The sequence below is a fragment of the Pseudarthrobacter sp. B907 genome, from assembly GCF_040137805.1.
In the GTDB taxonomy this organism is placed as follows: Bacteria; Actinomycetota; Actinomycetes; order Actinomycetales; family Micrococcaceae; genus Arthrobacter.
Genome location: NZ_JBEEQE010000020.1, coordinates 1 through 14,979, shown reverse-complemented (window position 1 = coordinate 14,979; position 14,979 = coordinate 1). Strand labels below are relative to the sequence as shown.

Below are 14,979 nucleotides of genomic sequence, written 5' to 3'. Positions count from 1 at the left end.
GCCGCTCGCGTACGCTGGAAAACATGAATTCACCGCACGACCCCGGCGACAGCCCGCGGGGCCAGAATCCGCGGAGCGAGGCGGCCAAAGCGTCGCTGCTCAGGACGCACAACCTCTTCCGCATGTTCATCGTGACGGTGCTCGGGTCGTTCTTCGTGTTCCAGCTGGACGTCAGCTACCTGTGGCTCGCCGGGATCCTCACTGTCGTTTCCCTCGTGCTCGGCGTCCTGTTGCTGGTCCGAGCCATGAAGCTCCGGGAATCGCGCCTGGTGCTGTTCGGGACCATCTCCGGCCTCGTCGTCACCGTGGTGATGGCCCTGATGATCATGGTGTCCGCGGTGTTCTTCAACCAGATCCGGGACTACCAGCAGTGTGCCCGGCATGCCCTCACCCAGCAGGCGGCTTCGGCCTGCCGGACGGAGCTGGAGAAGTCGATGCCCACCCAGCTGCGCTGACGCCGCCGGCACCGCAAGCGGAACCGGCTCAGTCGGCCTCGGCGGCCAGCTCCAGGTCCGCCTCATGCAGTTTCTGCCGGCGTTCCAGCCACGGCCCCGCGGCGTAGCCGATCACGACGCCGACGCTTGTTTCCACCGCGACGAACAGCGCCGTCATCAGCGGGTCCGGGCCGATGTCCGTGAGCCGGCCAATGCCGGCCGATCCCCTGGCCAGCCAGGCCAGCCCCGCCGCGAGCAGCCCGGCCAAGGCGCCGGTCATGGCCCCCAGCACAAGGGTGGAAACCGCGGCGGTGAACCAGCGCGCCTTGACCTTGATGGAGAGCCATTCGTCGAAGTGGTTTTCGCCTTCGCGCAGGAACCACCAGCCCGCCAGCACGCCGGCGAGGGCCGGCACCACCAGGGCCACGAATCCGTACTCCAGTGCCCCGGAGGGCAGCGCCGCGAACACCGGTATGGAGGGCAGCGGTCCGACGGCGGTGGCCAGCGGCCCCGCGTGGGAGCCGACGCCGAGCGCGAAACCGGAGCCCGAGGTCCAGGCGAGCGCGAACACGGCCAGGTTGGGCAGGTAGCCCAGTTGCGCGATGGTGAGGGCGGCGCCGCCCACCGGCCCGGCGTCGAGCGCCTCGTAGACGGCGATGACGAGGTTCCAGTGGATCAGCAGGTCCACGGCGAGCAGTGCGGTGGCCATCGCCAGGCTGGCCATGACCGCCACGAAGCCCGCCTTGAGGACGGAGCCGAGGTAGGAGCCGGCCCAGCGCGAGTGCTGGCTGGTGCGCGAGAGCCACGCGACGGCGTCGACGCCGATCAGCCGGCTCCAGGAGCCCGCCTCGCGCCGGGCCCCGATCACCATGCCGAGGGCGAACGGGACCAGCGGCACGGCCGAGGCGTACCAGAGGCTGACGCCCACCTCGGCGGTGCGACAGACAAAGCCAGTGGCAAACCCGAAGGCGCCGTAGATCAGCCAGGAGCCGAGCAGTGCCTGCCAGAGCTGATCGGTGTACGAGGCCCGGGCCAGCCGGCGGCCGGCGCGCCAGGCGAGCAGGAACGGGATCAGCGTGAGCCCCAGCGGGACCAGCGAAAGGACACCCGACTCAGGCTGGGCCGCGGCGCCGTCGCCGACGGTGTCCAACAGCAGGGGCACCCCGTGGATCACCAGCCAGGCCTGGCCAGCGAGCCGGGCGAGGAATTCAAAGCCGCTGTCCCGGAACCCGGCCGTGGCCCAGACCGCGACGATCGGTGCCACCACGGCGAGCGCGGAGATCACGGCCGCCTGCGCGGACTCGAGCGCCCCCTGCAGCCACAAAGGCATCGGAAGGCCACGGTCCCCGGTCTGATCAGCGCGCAGTTTCATCGTGGTCCATCGTCCCACGGGCAGGGCCGCGACCGGCGTTCCGACAGGCTTTCTCCCGCGTATTTTCGCGCCGTCCGGGTGGGTCCGCGGCGGCGCTTTTTCCGCTACCCCGCCGTAAAATTTAAAGTGTCCGCAATCACTGGTTGGAGGCAGAAAATGACTACCGCATCTCCACATGCGCACGGCGTACATTTCGGACGGACAGATGTCCAAAACGTCGGCATGGGTGTGGGTATTGTCCTAATTGTCGTGGGAGTCCTCGGGTTCATCCCGGGCATCACCACGCAGTACAGCGAACTGAGGTTCTTCGGCCCCGATTCCAAGGCCATGTTCCTCAGCCTGTTCCAGGTGTCCATGCTGCTGAACATCGTCCAGCTGGCCATCGGCGCCACCGGCTTGACCATGTCCCGCAACGGCATGGGAGCCCGGAACTTCCTTATGGGCTTCGGCCTGCTGTACATCATCTTCAGCGTTTACGGGCTGATCGTCGGCGTAGGGTCGGCGGCCAATTTCCTTTCGTTCAACACCATGGACAACTGGACCCACATGGTGCTGGGCGTGGCAATGATTGGCGCCGGCTGGCTGCTCTCGAGGCATCTGGCCGATGACGCACAAACCCGGTAAGCGAACACCGGGAAAAGGGAGCCGCGAATGAGGAACGATTCATAGCAATCCAATAATTCGTACTACCTGCTGGTGCGGACGCCGTGAGGTTTCACTGGCGTCCGCACCAGCTTTCGCATTTCCCGGCGTCTGTACACAGAGCTTTGCGCCAAATGCTGGACTTATTCGACGGCGGCACCCCAGACTGGCCTAACGCACCGACCTGAAAGGTTTTCCATGCCGGATTTCTCAGCCTTTATCCCGCTCCTCGCGATCCTCGCCGGGGCGCTGCTCGTCGTCGCCGTTATCTGGGTGGCGATCAAGCTGATGTGGAAGGTGGCTGAACCGAACGAGGCGCTCATCATTTCCGGCCTGACCCGCGGCACGCTGGAGACCAGGGACGGTATGGACTTCAAGATCGTCACGGGCAAGGGCGCGCTGGTGTTTCCCGGCCTGCAGACGGTGCGGACCCTGTCGCTGACCCTGAACGAGACCGAGCTCAAGGTCTCCTGCGTGACGTCGCAGGGCATCCAAGTGATTGTCGAGGGCGTGGTGATCTACAAGATCGGGGACGCGCCGCCGTTCATCGCGAATGCCGCGCGCCGGTTCCTCGGCCAGCAGCCGAAGATGCAGAGCCAGGTCTACAACGTCTTTGAGGGGCACCTTCGCTCCATCATCGGCAGCATGACCGTGGAGGAGATTATCCGCGAGCGCGACAAGCTCGGCTCGCAGGTGCGCAGCGCGAGCGGGGTGGAGATGGAGAAGCTGGGCCTGGTGGTCGACTCGCTCCAGATCAAGGACCTCCAGGACCCCACCGGCTACATCCAGAACATCGCCAAGCCGCACATCGCGCAGGTGAAGATGGAGGCCCGGATCGCCGAGGCCACCCGCAACCGGGAGGCGGCCGAGCGGGAGGCGGAGGCGGCCGCGCAAATCGCCGACGCGCAAAGCCTGTCCGCGATCAAGCAGTCCGAGGCGCAGGCCAACGCCGAACGCGCCCGTGCCAACGCCGCCCAGGCCGGCCCGCTGGCAGAGGCGACCGCGCGCCAGCAGGTGGTGGTGCAGGAAACCGAGGTCGCGAAGCTCGAGGCGGACCGCGAGGAACAAAAACTCCAGACCACCATCCGCAAACCCGCGGACGCCAAGGCCTACGCCAAGCGCACCGAGGCCGAGGGCCAGAAATCCGCCGACATCAGCGCCGCCGAGGCCCTGGCCCGCCGCACCGAACTGGAGGCCCAGGTCAACGCACGGCGCACCGAGCTCCAGGCGCAGGCCAACGCCACGGCCGCAGCGGCCGCCGCCGGGGCCACCCGTGTCACCGGCGAAGCGGAAGCCGCCGCCACCAAGGCCCGCGGTGACGCCACGGCGTCATCAATCAAGGCCAAAGCGCTGGCCGAGGCCGAAGGCATCAAAGCCCGCGGCGAAGCCCTCGGCACCAACCAGGACGCGGTCATCTCGCAGCAGCTGGCCGAGAACATGCCCGCCATCATCGCGGCGGCCGCGGAGCCGTTCGCCCACGTCGGCCAGCTCACCGTCCTCAACGGCGGGGAGGGCATCAACCGGATGATCGGCGGCATTCTGGCCCAGGTCGGCGATTACCTGCCGGCCCTGCGGACGGCGCTCAAGGACGGCCGGCAGGCAGCCAAGCAGCCGCCGAAAGCCCCGGATGCCTAGGGACGTCGACCGCAGCCTGACCGGCAGGATCGGCCGGGTCACGGGACGTGTAGGCCCCGGCACCATCGGGGAGGTGATGCTGCCGTTCCGCGGCGGAATAAGCGCCTTCCACGCCCACCCCTTCGACAAAACGAGCGTCTTCGCCGTCGGGGACGAGGTGCTGGTGATCTACTACGAGCCGCCCCAAACCGTCTACGTGGACGAACTCCCGGACGTGCTCCGGCACGAGCCACCCGAACCTCGGCGCTGACGTTGCCGGGCGCCCGGAGGCCCCGGCCGGCCGGCCCCTGCGTCCATTTGCCGGAGATGGCCGCTCCGAGGCCCGTCTTAGCGGCCGTCTCTGGCAAATGGGCGCCCTGCACCTTTGGGGCGCCCACGCCTTGGAGCGCGCCTGGACCCGCGGCCGCCGCCTGTTAACCCACTCTTCCCCCACAGGCCACACCCGTGACCCCGCGCCGTCAGCCGCCGCGGCGACGGTGGAGGCGTGAGGATCGCACTAGTCGCCGAATCATTCCTGCCCCAGATGAACGGGGTCACGCACTCCATCCTGAGGGTCCTGGAGCATCTGCAGGACCGCGGCGACGAGGTGCTGGTGATCGCGCCGTCCACGCAGGACACCGACGTCCCGGGCGAGGTCCACGGCGCGCACGTCCACCGGCTCCCCTCCGTGCCGCTGGCCGGCTACACGAACGTACGGGTGGCGTTGGGCGGTGTGGCCCGGGTCAAGCGAATCCTTGCCGACTACGCCCCCGACGTCGTCCACCTCGCCTCGCCGTTCGTGCTCGGCTGGCGGGCCGCCCAGGCCGCACACCAGCTCGGCATCCCCAGCGTCGCCATCTACCAGACCGAGGTCCCCGGCTACGCCGCGCGCTACGGCGTTCCGTTCCTGGAGAACTGGGCCTGGAACCGGGTGGACCAGATCCACCTGCTGGCCACCCGCACCCTGGTCCCGTCCACGTTCGCGCTGAACCAGTTCCTCGGCCGCGGCATTCCACGGGTTCAAATGTGGCGGCGCGGGGTGGACACCACCCGCTTCAGTCCGGAGAAGCGCGACGACGCGTGGCGGGCCGCCGTCGCCCCCGGCGGGGAGCGCATCATCGGCTACGTCGGCCGGCTCGCGGTGGAGAAGCAGGTGGAGGACCTGGCCGTGCTCGCGGACGTGCCCGGCACCAAGCTGGTGATCGTCGGCGACGGCCCGCAGCGCGAGGCCCTGGCGGCCGCACTCCCGGAGGCCGTGTTCACCGGCTTCCTCGGCGGCGAGGAGCTGGCCCGCGCCGTCGCGTCCTTTGATCTCTTTGTCCACCCCGGCGAGTTCGAAACCTTCTGCCAGACCATCCAGGAGGCCATGGCGTCCGGGGTGCCGGTGGTCGCTACCGGCCGCGGCGGCCCGCTGGACCTCGTGGAGAACTCGCGGACCGGCTGGCTCTACCCGCCCGGCGACCTTGCCGCGCTGCGGGCCCGGGTGACGGACCTGACCGGCGACGACGCCAAGCGCCGCGCCTTTGCCGCCGCGGCCCACGCCTCGGTCCAGGGCCGGACCTGGCACGCGCTGGGCGAGGAACTGGTGCGGCACTACGAAGCAGTCCTGGCCGGCCCGGCTGGGCCCACCACCACACCAAGCCCCACCCCCAGAGGAGCAACCCTGTGAAGATTTCCGTGATCGGCTGCGGCTACCTCGGGGCCGTGCACGCGGCCACCCTGGCCTCAATGGGCCACTCCGTGGTCGGGATCGACGTCGACGCCGCCAAGGTGGCCCAGCTGGACCGCGGCGCCGCCCCGTTCTACGAACCCGGCCTCGACGAGCTCCTGCGCGACGGCCGCGCCAACGGCCGGCTCGCGTTCTCCACCAACTTCGCCGACGCCGCCGGCGCCGAGCTGCACTTCCTCTGCGTCGGCACGCCGCAGTCCAAGACCTCGGACGGCGCCGACCTCAGCTACCTGGTCTCCGCCACCGAGGCGCTGCTGCCCTTCCTGGCTCCGCGCGCCGCCGTCGTGGGCAAGTCCACCGTCCCGGTGGGAATGGTGGACATGCTCCGCGGGGTGCTCGCCGGACGGCCGGATGTGCTCCTCGGCTGGAACCCCGAGTTCCTGCGCCAGGGCACTGCGGTCAAGGATTCCCTGGTCCCGGACCGGCTGGTCTACGGCGTGCCCGGCGGCGCGGACTCCACCCTTACCCCGGACAGCGCCGGCGCGGCCGTCACCGCGGCCCTGGACACGGTGTACGCGCCGCTGCTCTGCGCCGGCATCCCCCGAATCATCTGCAACTTCGCGACGGCGGAACTGATCAAGTCGGCGTCGAACGCGTACCTGGCCACCAAACTGAGCTTCATCAACGCGATGGCCGAACTCTGCGAGGCCTCCGGCGCGGACGTCACCGAGCTCGGCGAGGCGATGGGCCTGGATCCGCGGATCGGCGGCCGCTACCTGCACGCCGGCCTCGGTTTCGGCGGCGGCTGCCTGCCCAAGGACATCCGCTCGCTCCGGGTGCAGGCCGCCGCCCTGGGCGTCGACTCGGTGGACGCCTGGATGGCCACGGTAGACGGCATCAACCAGGGCCAGCGCTCCCGCACGGTGGAGGCCGCCCGGGAACTCTGCGGCGGCCAGCTGGGCGGCCGGCGGGTGACCGTGCTGGGAGCGGCCTTCAAACCGGACACCGATGACATCCGCGACTCCCCCGCCCTGGACGTGGCGCAGCAGCTGGCCGACGCCGGCGCGCACGTCACCGTCACGGACCCGGCCGCGATCAACAACGCCTGGCTGCGCTACCCGCAGCTGCGCTTCGAGGCCTCCACCGACCAGGCGCTCGAGGGCGCGGAGCTGGTCCTGCTGCTGACCGAGTGGGAGGCCTACCGCGGGCTCTCGCCGGACGCCGCCGGGGCCCTGGTCCGGCGCCGGATGGTGCTGGATGCCCGGAACGCCCTCGATGCCCCCGCCTGGACGGCGGCAGGCTGGACCGTGCGCTCTCTGGGCAGGGCCGGGACCGGGGCCAACGCCGCCGTCCAGGCCGCGGCCCCGGGCGGGCCGGCCCAGGCCGGCTGAGCTCCCGCCGACTGAGCCCAGGTCGGCTGAGCCCAGGTCGGCTGCGCCCCCGCCGGCTGAATCCCGGGCCGTGGCTCCCGGGCCGCGCTGCGCCCCCTATGATTTCTGAGGGGAGGATTCACAATGCAGCATCGTTGGTCTCAGATTCATCCGGTCGTGTCCGCGTGAGCACGTCAGCGCGCACCGAAGAGGACGCCCGGCTCCGCGACGCCATGTCGCTGCTCTCAGCCACGCTGGAGTCCACCGCGGACGGCATCCTGGTGGTCAGCGCCGAGGGCCGGATCTCGTCCGTGAACAACAAGTTCCTTGCCATGTGGGGCATCCCGCGCGAGCTCGTGGACGCCGGCGACGATGAGGCCGTGATCGGCTCCGTGATGGGCCAGCTGGTGGATCCCGAGACGTTCGTTGAGAAAGTCACCGCCCTCTACGCGGACCCGGATGCCGAGAGCCACGACGTGCTGGACTTCCGCGACGGACGCACCTTCGAACGCTACTCGCGCCCGCAAAAGGTTGAAGACCGGGTGGTGGGCCGCGTCTGGAGCTTCCGCGACGTCACCCAGGCCCGGCGCGACCAGGACCAGATCAACCGGGCGATGGCGGATCTCGCCGCGCAGGCCAGCCAGCTGAAACGACTCGCGTTCCAGGACCCGCTGACCGGGCTCTCCAACCGCCAGCTCTTCAACGACCGGCTGGCGCACGCCCTGGCCGGGCCCTGCGGGACCGCCGTCGACGTCCTGCTGCTGGACCTGGACGACTTCAAGGAAGTCAACGACGTCCACGGCCACCACGCCGGGGACCAGATGCTGATCGAGGTGGGCCGCCGGCTCCGTGCCTGCGTCCGGCCCAGCGACGTTGTAGCACGCCTGGGCGGCGACGAGTTCGTGGTCCTGCTGGTCGGTTCGCTCGACGCCGACGCCGCCGCCGAGCGGATCGTCGAGTCCCTGGGGGTGCCGTTCTGGCTCGACGGCACGATGCTGCGGCCCAGCCTGAGCCTGGGACTGGCCTCCATCGGCGAGGGCGCCGACGACGCCTCCGAGCTGCTGCGCCGCGCGGACATCGCCATGTACGCGGCGAAGGCCGCCGGCAAGAATCGCTACCTGCGTTTCCGCCCGGAAATGATGGCGGCCCTGCTCGAACGCACCGACCTCGAAGCCGGGCTGCGGACGGCTGTCGACGGCGGGGGGATCACCGTGCACTACCAGCCGATCGTCTCGGCCCGGCTGGGCACCGTGGTCAAGGTCGAGGCGCTGGCCCGCTGGGAACGCGACGGTATCCTGGTCCCGCCGCAGCAGTTCATCCCTACCGCCGAACGCAGCGGCCTGATCGTGGATATCGGCGCCGAAGTCCTGCACCGCTGCTGCACCGAACTCGGGCCCTGGCTCGCCCAGGACCCCACCCGTTCGCTCGCGATCAACGTCTCCGGCGTGCAGCTGCAGCAGGGAAACTTCCCGGAGCTGCTGTTCGCGACCGCCTGCTCCCGCGGCGTCGATCCGCACCAGCTGGTGGTGGAGGTCACCGAGAGTGTCTTCTTCGACGACGACTGCCTGGTCCATCGCCAGCTGGTGCAGCTCCGCAGCGCCGGAGTCAGGGTGGCGCTGGACGACTTCGGCACCGGCTACTCCTCACTGGGACGGCTCCAGGACCTGCCCGTGGACACGCTCAAGATCGACCAGTCCTTCGTCGCCATGATCCGCACCGGCGACGAGCGACTGCCCATCCTCAACTCCATGATCGACATGGCCCACGGCCTGGGCCTGACCGTCACCGCGGAGGGCGTCGAGACCCCGGAGCAGGCCGGGTACCTGATGCGGCGCGGCTGCGACTCCCTGCAGGGTTTCCTGTTTTCCAGGCCCCAGCCGGCGGCCGAGCTCCCCGCCGCGCTCTCAGCGTCAACGAGGACCATCACCGCGCTGCGCGGCGACACCGCCGCCCAAACGCAGCCGGTGCTGTGATTTGAGTCTCAGGGCCCTATGATGCTTGAAGTTTAATGACCACCGCCCTGCCGGTGGAATGGAAAATCAAGCGCCTGGGGGCTGGCATCGACGTGGAACAAGGACTGGCGGAGACCCTGCTTGAGCAGGGCCCCGACGGGTTGCTGCTGCTCAATACCGACGGAACCATCTCCTTCCTCAACCCGGCCGCCGAACGACTGTTCGGGTACTCCTCGGAGCAGCTGGTCGGCCTCCTGCACACCCGTCTGCTGGTGGAGGATGACCGCGGCGGGTTCCTGCGGGTCCTGAGCCGCCTCGGCCGCGCGGGCACCTTCGGCACCAAGCCCTTTCCCGCCGTCGGACTGCACCGCAGCGGCACCGAAATCCCGCTGGAACTGACCTGTTCCCTGGTCACGACACGGGCGAAAACCTCGATGGCGGTTGCGGTGCGGGAGACCACCCACCGCGTGGACGACGACGCCGGCCGGCGCCACGCCGTCTCGCTCCTCGACGCGACCCTGGAGACGACGGCGGACGGAATCGTCGTGGTGTCCAACACCGGCCAGATCACCGGCGTCAACGAACAATACCTGCGGCTGTGGGGCATGCCGCGCGAGATCCTGGCCGAGGATGACGCCTACGCCCTGGTCAGGTTCATCGCGAAGAAGCTGGTGGACCCGGACTCCTTCAAGTCCAAGGTCGCCGAGCTCTACGCCAACCACGAGCTGCACAGCCAGGACCTGCTGGAGTTCCAGGACGGCCGCACCGTTGAACTGTATTCGCGCCCGCAAAAGGTCGCGGACGAAGTGGTGGGGCGGATCTGGAACTTCCGCGACGTGACCACACGCACCATGGCGCAGGACCAGGCCCGCCGCGCCCTCGACGAGCTCGCCCAGCAGGCCGACCAGCTCAAGGCCCTGGCGTTCCAGGACCCGCTGACCGGGCTTGCCAACCGCATGCTGTTCAACGAACGCGCCACTGCCGCGCTGGAGTCCCCCGGCCCCGTAGCGGTGCTGCTGCTGGACCTGGACGACTTCAAGGAAGTCAATGACATCCTGGGCCACCACGCCGGGGACCAAATGCTGGTGGAGATTTCCCGACGGCTGCAGAACTGTGTGGGACCGCACGGCACCGTTGCCCGGCTCGGCGGCGACGAGTTCGTGGTCCTGCTGGAGGGCTGCAACGACTCCGACGCGGTGGCGCAGCGGATCGTGGCCACCCTGAACGCACCGGTCTCCATCGAGGGGACCCTGATGCGCCCGGGGCTGAGCCTGGGCGTGGCGACGCGCGGCACGGAGAACATGTCCTCCTCCGAGCTGCTGCGGCAGGCGGACGTGGCCATGTACGCCGCCAAGGAGGCGGGCAAGAACTGCTACGTGCACTTCCAGCCGGAGATGCTGGCCGCCCTGCTGGAACGCACCCAGCTGACCGCGGGGCTGCGCCGCGCCGTCGAACTGGGCCAGATCACCGTCTTCTACCAGCCCGTGATTTCCACGAACCGGCGCGAGGTGGTGCAGTTCGAGGCCCTGGCCCGCTGGGAACGCGACGGGGAAATCATGGCCCCGGACGCCTTCATCCAGACCGCGGAGCGCAGCGGCCTGATCCGTGACATAGGTGCCGAGGTGCTCCGGCAGAGCTGCAACGAGTTGCAGTCCTGGCTGGCCGAGGATCCGGGACGGACCCTCGCGGTCAACGTCTCCGGCGTGCAGTTGCAGCACAAGGACTTTGCCGAGCGTGTGCTGGACATTGCCGCGTGGAGCCGGGTCGATCCGCACCAGCTGGTCATCGAGGTCACGGAAAGCGTGTTCTTCGACGCCGACTCCCACGTAATCCAGCAGCTGATCACCCTGCGCGCGGCCGGGATCCGGGTGGCTCTGGACGACTTCGGCACCGGCTACTCCTCGCTGGGACGCCTGCAGGAACTCCCGGTGGACGCGGTGAAGATCGACAAGTCGTTTGTGTCCATGCTGCACACCGGCGAGGAACGGCTTCCGATCCTGACCTCGATGATCCACATGGCGCACAGCCTGGGCCTGCGGGTGACGGCGGAAGGCATCGAAACGCCCACCCAGGCCCGGTACCTGATGGAGCACGAGTGTGACGCGCTGCAGGGCTACCTGTTCTCCCGGCCGGTGCCGGAGGCGCGCCGGGAGGCGGCCGTGGCCCAGTCCGCGGAGGCCATCGAGGCACTGCAGGAAGCCGCTGTCGCGATGTAGAGGGGGCTGGTTCTGGCGGGCCAGCCGGAACCAAGTCTGGGAGCCCAGACGACACATTCGGACGCTTTTGCAAATAACGTTGGGGCTGCGTGAGAGTGTGCTACCGAACACATATGATTTCAGCAGTCGCGGTCCGCAGCGAAGCCCCAAAGGGTTTCCCGCGGTGCGCGACCATTCACAGATCCATCGCTTTTGGGGGCAGTCACATTATGGACGCAGCATTCGCACAGACGGTGCTGGAGCACAGCCCCGACGCCCTCGTTCTGCTTGCCCCGGATGGATCCATCTCGTTCTTGAACAACGCCGCGGAACAGCTCTTCGGCTACTCCCGGGCGCAGCTGCTCGGCGCCGACTACAGCCTGCTGCTGGCCGAAGCCTCCCGGGAGGACTTCCACCAGCTCCTCACCGGGCTGGCGGCCGGGAACTCCGGCGTCGCCGGCCGCCGAACCGGCGCCGGAACCGGCGCCACGCGGCTGCCCTTCGCCGGCGCGGGCCGCCGCGGAGACGCCTCCGAGTTCCCGCTGGAAATCACCTGCGCGGCGCTGCCGCCCGCGGCTGGGAGCACCGGCAGCGACGCCGCCGTCGCGCTCTCCGTCCGGCCGGCCACCGCCGGGCCCTCCGTCACGGCGAGTCAGTCCGCAGCCGCGCGCGACGCCGGTGTCCCGGCAGCGGCCGCCGCGCCCCGCCGTCGGACGTCCCCGATAGAGGCCGAACTGGTGCCCGGCACCACCGGCGTCCTCCCCCGCCTAACGCCCGCGGAGCACGACGACCAACTGAAGGCCGCGGTGCTGCGGGACACGCTGACCGGGCTGCCCAACGGCACCCTGTTCAACGAACGCCTCGCCGCGGCGCTGCGCCGGCCGGATCCGGTGGACGTGCTGCTGCTGAACGTGGACGACTTCAAGAGCTACAACGACATGCTGGGCCGAGCCGCCGCGGACGAGCTGCTGGTGGAGGTGGCCAGCCGGCTGCGTAACTGCGTCCGGCCGCACGACACCGTGGCCCGGCTCGGCGGCGATGAATTCGTGGTGCTGCTGACCGAGTGCCTCAACGCCGGCGCCGTCGCGAAGCGCATCTCCGAGTCGCTGTACGTCCCGGCGCGGATCGGCGGCTCCACGGTGCGTCCCGGGGTGAGCATGGGCCTGGCCTCCAAGACCCCGCAGACGCACGACGGCGCCGAACTGCTGCGGCAGGCGGACTCGGCCATGACGGCGGCCAAGGCCGCGGGGAAGAACACCTGGCTGCAGTTCCGGCCGGAGATGCTGAACACCCCCGCGCACAAGGCCCAGGGCGAGACCGGGCTGCGGCAGGCCGTGGAGCTGGGCCAAATCTCGGTGCACTACCAGCCGGTGGTGTCCCCGGGCCTCGGCGCCGTGGTGCAGTTCGAGGCGTTCGCCCGTTGGGAGCGGCACGGCAAGCTGGTTCCGCCCAACCAGTTCCTGCCCGTGGCCGAGCAGAGCGGGCTGATCCGCGAGATCGGCGACGAGGTGATGCGCCGCGCCTGCGCCGAGATCCGGCCCTGGCTCGCCGGCGACGCGGCGTACAGCGTGGCCGTGAACGTCTCCGGCCTGCAATTCCAGCACCGCGACTTCGCCACCGACGTTTTGGGCATTGTCGCCTCGACCGGGGTGGACCCGCGCCAGCTGGTGCTTGAGCTGACCGAGAGTGTGTTTTTCGACGCCGATTCGGACGTGCTCCGCCAGCTAAGGCAGCTGCGCGAGGCCGGTGTGCGGATCGCGATGGACGACTTCGGCACCGGCTACTCGACGCTGGGCCGGCTCAAGGAACTCCCGCTGGACAAGGTGAAGATCGACCGGTCCTTCGTTGCGATGATCAAGACCGGCAAGGAACACCTGCCCTTCTTCCGCACCATGATCAACGCCGCGCAGAACCTAGGGCTCAAGGTCACGGCCGAGGGCATCGAGACGCCGGCGCAGGCCAAGTACCTGATGGACCTGGGCTGCGACTCGCTGCAGGGGTACCTGTTCGCCAAGCCAGCCCCGGCCAGCGACCTGGCCGGCACGATGGAAAGCGCCCTGACCGCGATCGACAAGGTCGAAGCCGCGGGGTAGTTCCACCCGACGCTCCCTCACGTCCGGTTGCGCCCTGCCCGACGCTCACTCACGTCCGGCTGCTGTGGCCCCGACGCTCCCTCACATCCGGCTGCAGTGGATGCCACGCTCACTCACGTCCGGCTGTTGTGGGTGCGACGCTCCCGCCCAGTTACTGGGCGCCGCAGCCCTTCCGCCCCCAGACTGCCGCGAGTTGGCACGGTGCTCTCCCCCTGCCGGGCCTGGTAACTGGGCTGGAGCGTCGCGGTCCGGTCCAGCTAGCTGCGGGGATCGAGCTTATCAACGTCCTGCGCCACCATGGCCGCGCTTCGTTCCCACAACTCCTTGGCCAGCCCGGGGTCGTACGCCTGCTTGTTGGCCTTCGCCAGGGCCCTCTTGGCGTAGTACGCTCCTGAGGCCCACTCCTGCCCCGGCGTGGCCGTAGCGAGCCATACCAGCGTGTCTGCGCCCTGCTCCGGGGACAGCATCAAGCGGTTGAGGAAGCTGCGGTACATGAAGCGGAAGGGGCTGGTGGTGTCGGCGGCGAAGTTGGTGGCCACCACCCCGGGGTGGAACGCCGCTGTGGAGATGCCGGCCGCGTGGTAGCGGTGGTGCAGCTCGGCCGTGAAGAGGATGTTCTCGAGCTTCGCGTTGCCGTAGGCCAGGTTGGCCGAGTATTTGTTCGCGACGTCCAAGTCATCGATGTCCAGCCGGCCGTAAAGCGAGTTGGCGGCACTGGAGGTGTTGATGACCGTGGCTTTGCTGGCGGTGAGGACGTCCATGAGCTCCGTGGTGAGTAGGAACGGCGCCAGGTGGTTGATCTGGTACGTCTTTTCGTGGCCGTCCACGGTCAGCTCCCGTGCGCCCATAATCCCGCCGGCGTTGTTGGCCAGGACGTCGATCCGGGGATATTTCTCCCTCAGCTGCGTCGCGAGCCGCCGCACCTGCGCCAGTTCGGCAAAGTCGGCGACGAAATAGTCCGCACCGATCTCCGCTGCGATCCGCTCGGTCTTCTCTTTGGAGCGTCCGACGACGACGACGACGTTCTCCCCCTGCGCTGCCAGCGTCCGGGCTGCGGACGCCCCAATGCCGTCGCTGGCGCCGGTGATAACGATGGTCCGTGCAGTCATGGGATCTCCCGTGGTCGTTGATTCAGAGGGACAAGCTACTCAAGGGTAATCAACGCTGACCTGCCGGCTGGTGTTCCGTTCGGACCGGCCCGCGGAAGGGGCCGTTAAATGGGGCAGGCCCCGACACGGTGTGTCGGGGCCTGGCTGTAATGGTTGTCCAGCGGTGACCTACTCTCCCACCCCCTCCCGGGTGCAGTACCCTCGGCGCTGTGGGTCTTAGCTTCCAGGTTCGGAATGGGACCGGGCGTTTCCCCCACGCTATGACCGCCGTAACCCTGTGTCCGCGCCCCTGGTGGCCCTGTGGGAGGGTTACCCGTGGTGGGAAATCTGGTGGTTACAACTTGTTTTGTTGTATTCCGTTGTTTTGGTTCCGTTAGCAACGGGCCCGTGGCGGGTTTGTTGTTTGGGAACCACATAGTGGACGCAAGCAGTCTTGTTTCTTTGTACCGCCCGTTGGTGGCAAACGCTTTTGAATCCGTTTGCCTAAGGCGGTGTGTGGTGTAAGTTATCGGCCTATTAGTACCGGTCA

The 14,979-nt window shown here is 68.7% G+C and carries 11 protein-coding genes and 1 rRNA gene; 9 read left to right on the top strand and 3 right to left on the bottom strand.

Features of this window, described 5'->3' with window-relative positions; all coding sequences use genetic code 11:
• Positions 1 to 23: 23 nt before the first annotated feature.
• Positions 24 to 455 carry a hypothetical protein gene (locus ABLI39_RS15300; RefSeq protein WP_349414314.1) on the top strand — a complete coding sequence of 144 codons (432 nt, stop codon included), beginning with the start codon at positions 24 to 26 and terminating at the stop codon, positions 453 to 455.
• Between the two features lie 28 nt (positions 456 to 483).
• Here ABLI39_RS15300 and ABLI39_RS15295 read toward each other — a convergent pair whose 3' ends face one another.
• Positions 484 to 1,806, bottom strand: coding sequence for a cell division protein PerM (locus ABLI39_RS15295; RefSeq protein WP_349414313.1), 1,323 nt, complete (start codon positions 1,804 to 1,806; stop codon positions 484 to 486).
• A 156-nt stretch (positions 1,807 to 1,962) separates the two neighbouring features.
• On the opposite strand from ABLI39_RS15295, the gene ABLI39_RS15290 reads away from it, so the two are divergent.
• From ABLI39_RS15290 to ABLI39_RS15255, 8 genes are all read left to right on the top strand, one after another.
• On the top strand, positions 1,963 to 2,430 hold the full coding sequence (locus ABLI39_RS15290) for a DUF4383 domain-containing protein (RefSeq protein ID WP_349414312.1): 468 nt from the start codon (positions 1,963 to 1,965) through the stop codon (positions 2,428 to 2,430).
• A gap of 216 nt (positions 2,431 to 2,646) precedes the next feature.
• Positions 2,647 to 4,083: a flotillin family protein gene (locus ABLI39_RS15285; protein ID WP_349414310.1), complete on the top strand. Its 1,437-nt coding sequence runs from the start codon at positions 2,647 to 2,649 to the stop codon at positions 4,081 to 4,083.
• Complete coding sequence (locus tag ABLI39_RS15280; protein ID WP_349414309.1) at positions 4,076 to 4,333, top strand: NfeD C-terminal domain-containing protein; 258 nt, start codon at positions 4,076 to 4,078, stop codon at positions 4,331 to 4,333. Before ABLI39_RS15285 ends, ABLI39_RS15280 begins: the two co-directional genes overlap by 8 nt.
• Before the next feature lie 234 nt (positions 4,334 to 4,567).
• Positions 4,568 to 5,731: a glycosyltransferase family 4 protein gene (locus tag ABLI39_RS15275; protein WP_349414308.1), complete on the top strand. Its 1,164-nt coding sequence runs from the start codon at positions 4,568 to 4,570 to the stop codon at positions 5,729 to 5,731.
• Positions 5,728 to 7,122: a UDP-glucose dehydrogenase family protein gene (locus ABLI39_RS15270; protein WP_349414307.1), complete on the top strand. Its 1,395-nt coding sequence runs from the start codon at positions 5,728 to 5,730 to the stop codon at positions 7,120 to 7,122. Before ABLI39_RS15275 ends, ABLI39_RS15270 begins: the two co-directional genes overlap by 4 nt.
• 98 nt (positions 7,123 to 7,220) lie before the next feature.
• A complete protein-coding gene (locus ABLI39_RS15265; protein ID WP_502935237.1) occupies positions 7,221 to 9,074 on the top strand; it encodes a putative bifunctional diguanylate cyclase/phosphodiesterase in 1,854 nt (617 codons plus the stop codon).
• A gap of 35 nt (positions 9,075 to 9,109) precedes the next feature.
• A complete protein-coding gene (locus ABLI39_RS15260) occupies positions 9,110 to 11,269 on the top strand; it encodes a putative bifunctional diguanylate cyclase/phosphodiesterase (protein ID WP_349414306.1) in 2,160 nt (719 codons plus the stop codon).
• Between the two features lie 209 nt (positions 11,270 to 11,478).
• Positions 11,479 to 13,341 (top strand): putative bifunctional diguanylate cyclase/phosphodiesterase, encoded by a 1,863-nt coding sequence (locus ABLI39_RS15255; protein ID WP_349414305.1) that lies wholly within the window; start codon positions 11,479 to 11,481, stop codon positions 13,339 to 13,341.
• Between the two features lie 257 nt (positions 13,342 to 13,598).
• On the opposite strand, the gene ABLI39_RS15250 is transcribed toward ABLI39_RS15255, so the two are convergent.
• On the bottom strand, positions 13,599 to 14,450 hold the full coding sequence (locus ABLI39_RS15250) for an SDR family NAD(P)-dependent oxidoreductase (RefSeq protein ID WP_349414304.1): 852 nt from the start codon (positions 14,448 to 14,450) through the stop codon (positions 13,599 to 13,601).
• Between the two features lie 155 nt (positions 14,451 to 14,605).
• Positions 14,606 to 14,722, bottom strand: a 5S ribosomal RNA gene (gene rrf / locus ABLI39_RS15245).
• Positions 14,723 to 14,979: the final 257 nt, after the last annotated feature.

What these genes read in the sequence shown, in the direction of transcription:
- ABLI39_RS15300 (WP_349414314.1), top strand. Translation starts at nt 24, where the DNA reads ATGAATTCACCGCACGACCCCGGCGACAGCCCGCGGGGCCAGAATCCG.
- ABLI39_RS15295 (WP_349414313.1), bottom strand. Translation starts at nt 1,806, where the DNA reads ATGAAACTGCGCGCTGATCAGACCGGGGACCGTGGCCTTCCGATGCCT.
- ABLI39_RS15290 (WP_349414312.1), top strand. Translation starts at nt 1,963, where the DNA reads ATGACTACCGCATCTCCACATGCGCACGGCGTACATTTCGGACGGACA.
- ABLI39_RS15285 (WP_349414310.1), top strand. Translation starts at nt 2,647, where the DNA reads ATGCCGGATTTCTCAGCCTTTATCCCGCTCCTCGCGATCCTCGCCGGG.
- ABLI39_RS15280 (WP_349414309.1), top strand. Translation starts at nt 4,076, where the DNA reads ATGCCTAGGGACGTCGACCGCAGCCTGACCGGCAGGATCGGCCGGGTC.
- ABLI39_RS15265 (WP_502935237.1), top strand. Translation starts at nt 7,221, where the DNA reads ATGATTTCTGAGGGGAGGATTCACAATGCAGCATCGTTGGTCTCAGAT.
- ABLI39_RS15260 (WP_349414306.1), top strand. Translation starts at nt 9,110, where the DNA reads ATGACCACCGCCCTGCCGGTGGAATGGAAAATCAAGCGCCTGGGGGCT.
- ABLI39_RS15255 (WP_349414305.1), top strand. Translation starts at nt 11,479, where the DNA reads ATGGACGCAGCATTCGCACAGACGGTGCTGGAGCACAGCCCCGACGCC.
- ABLI39_RS15250 (WP_349414304.1), bottom strand. Translation starts at nt 14,450, where the DNA reads ATGACTGCACGGACCATCGTTATCACCGGCGCCAGCGACGGCATTGGG.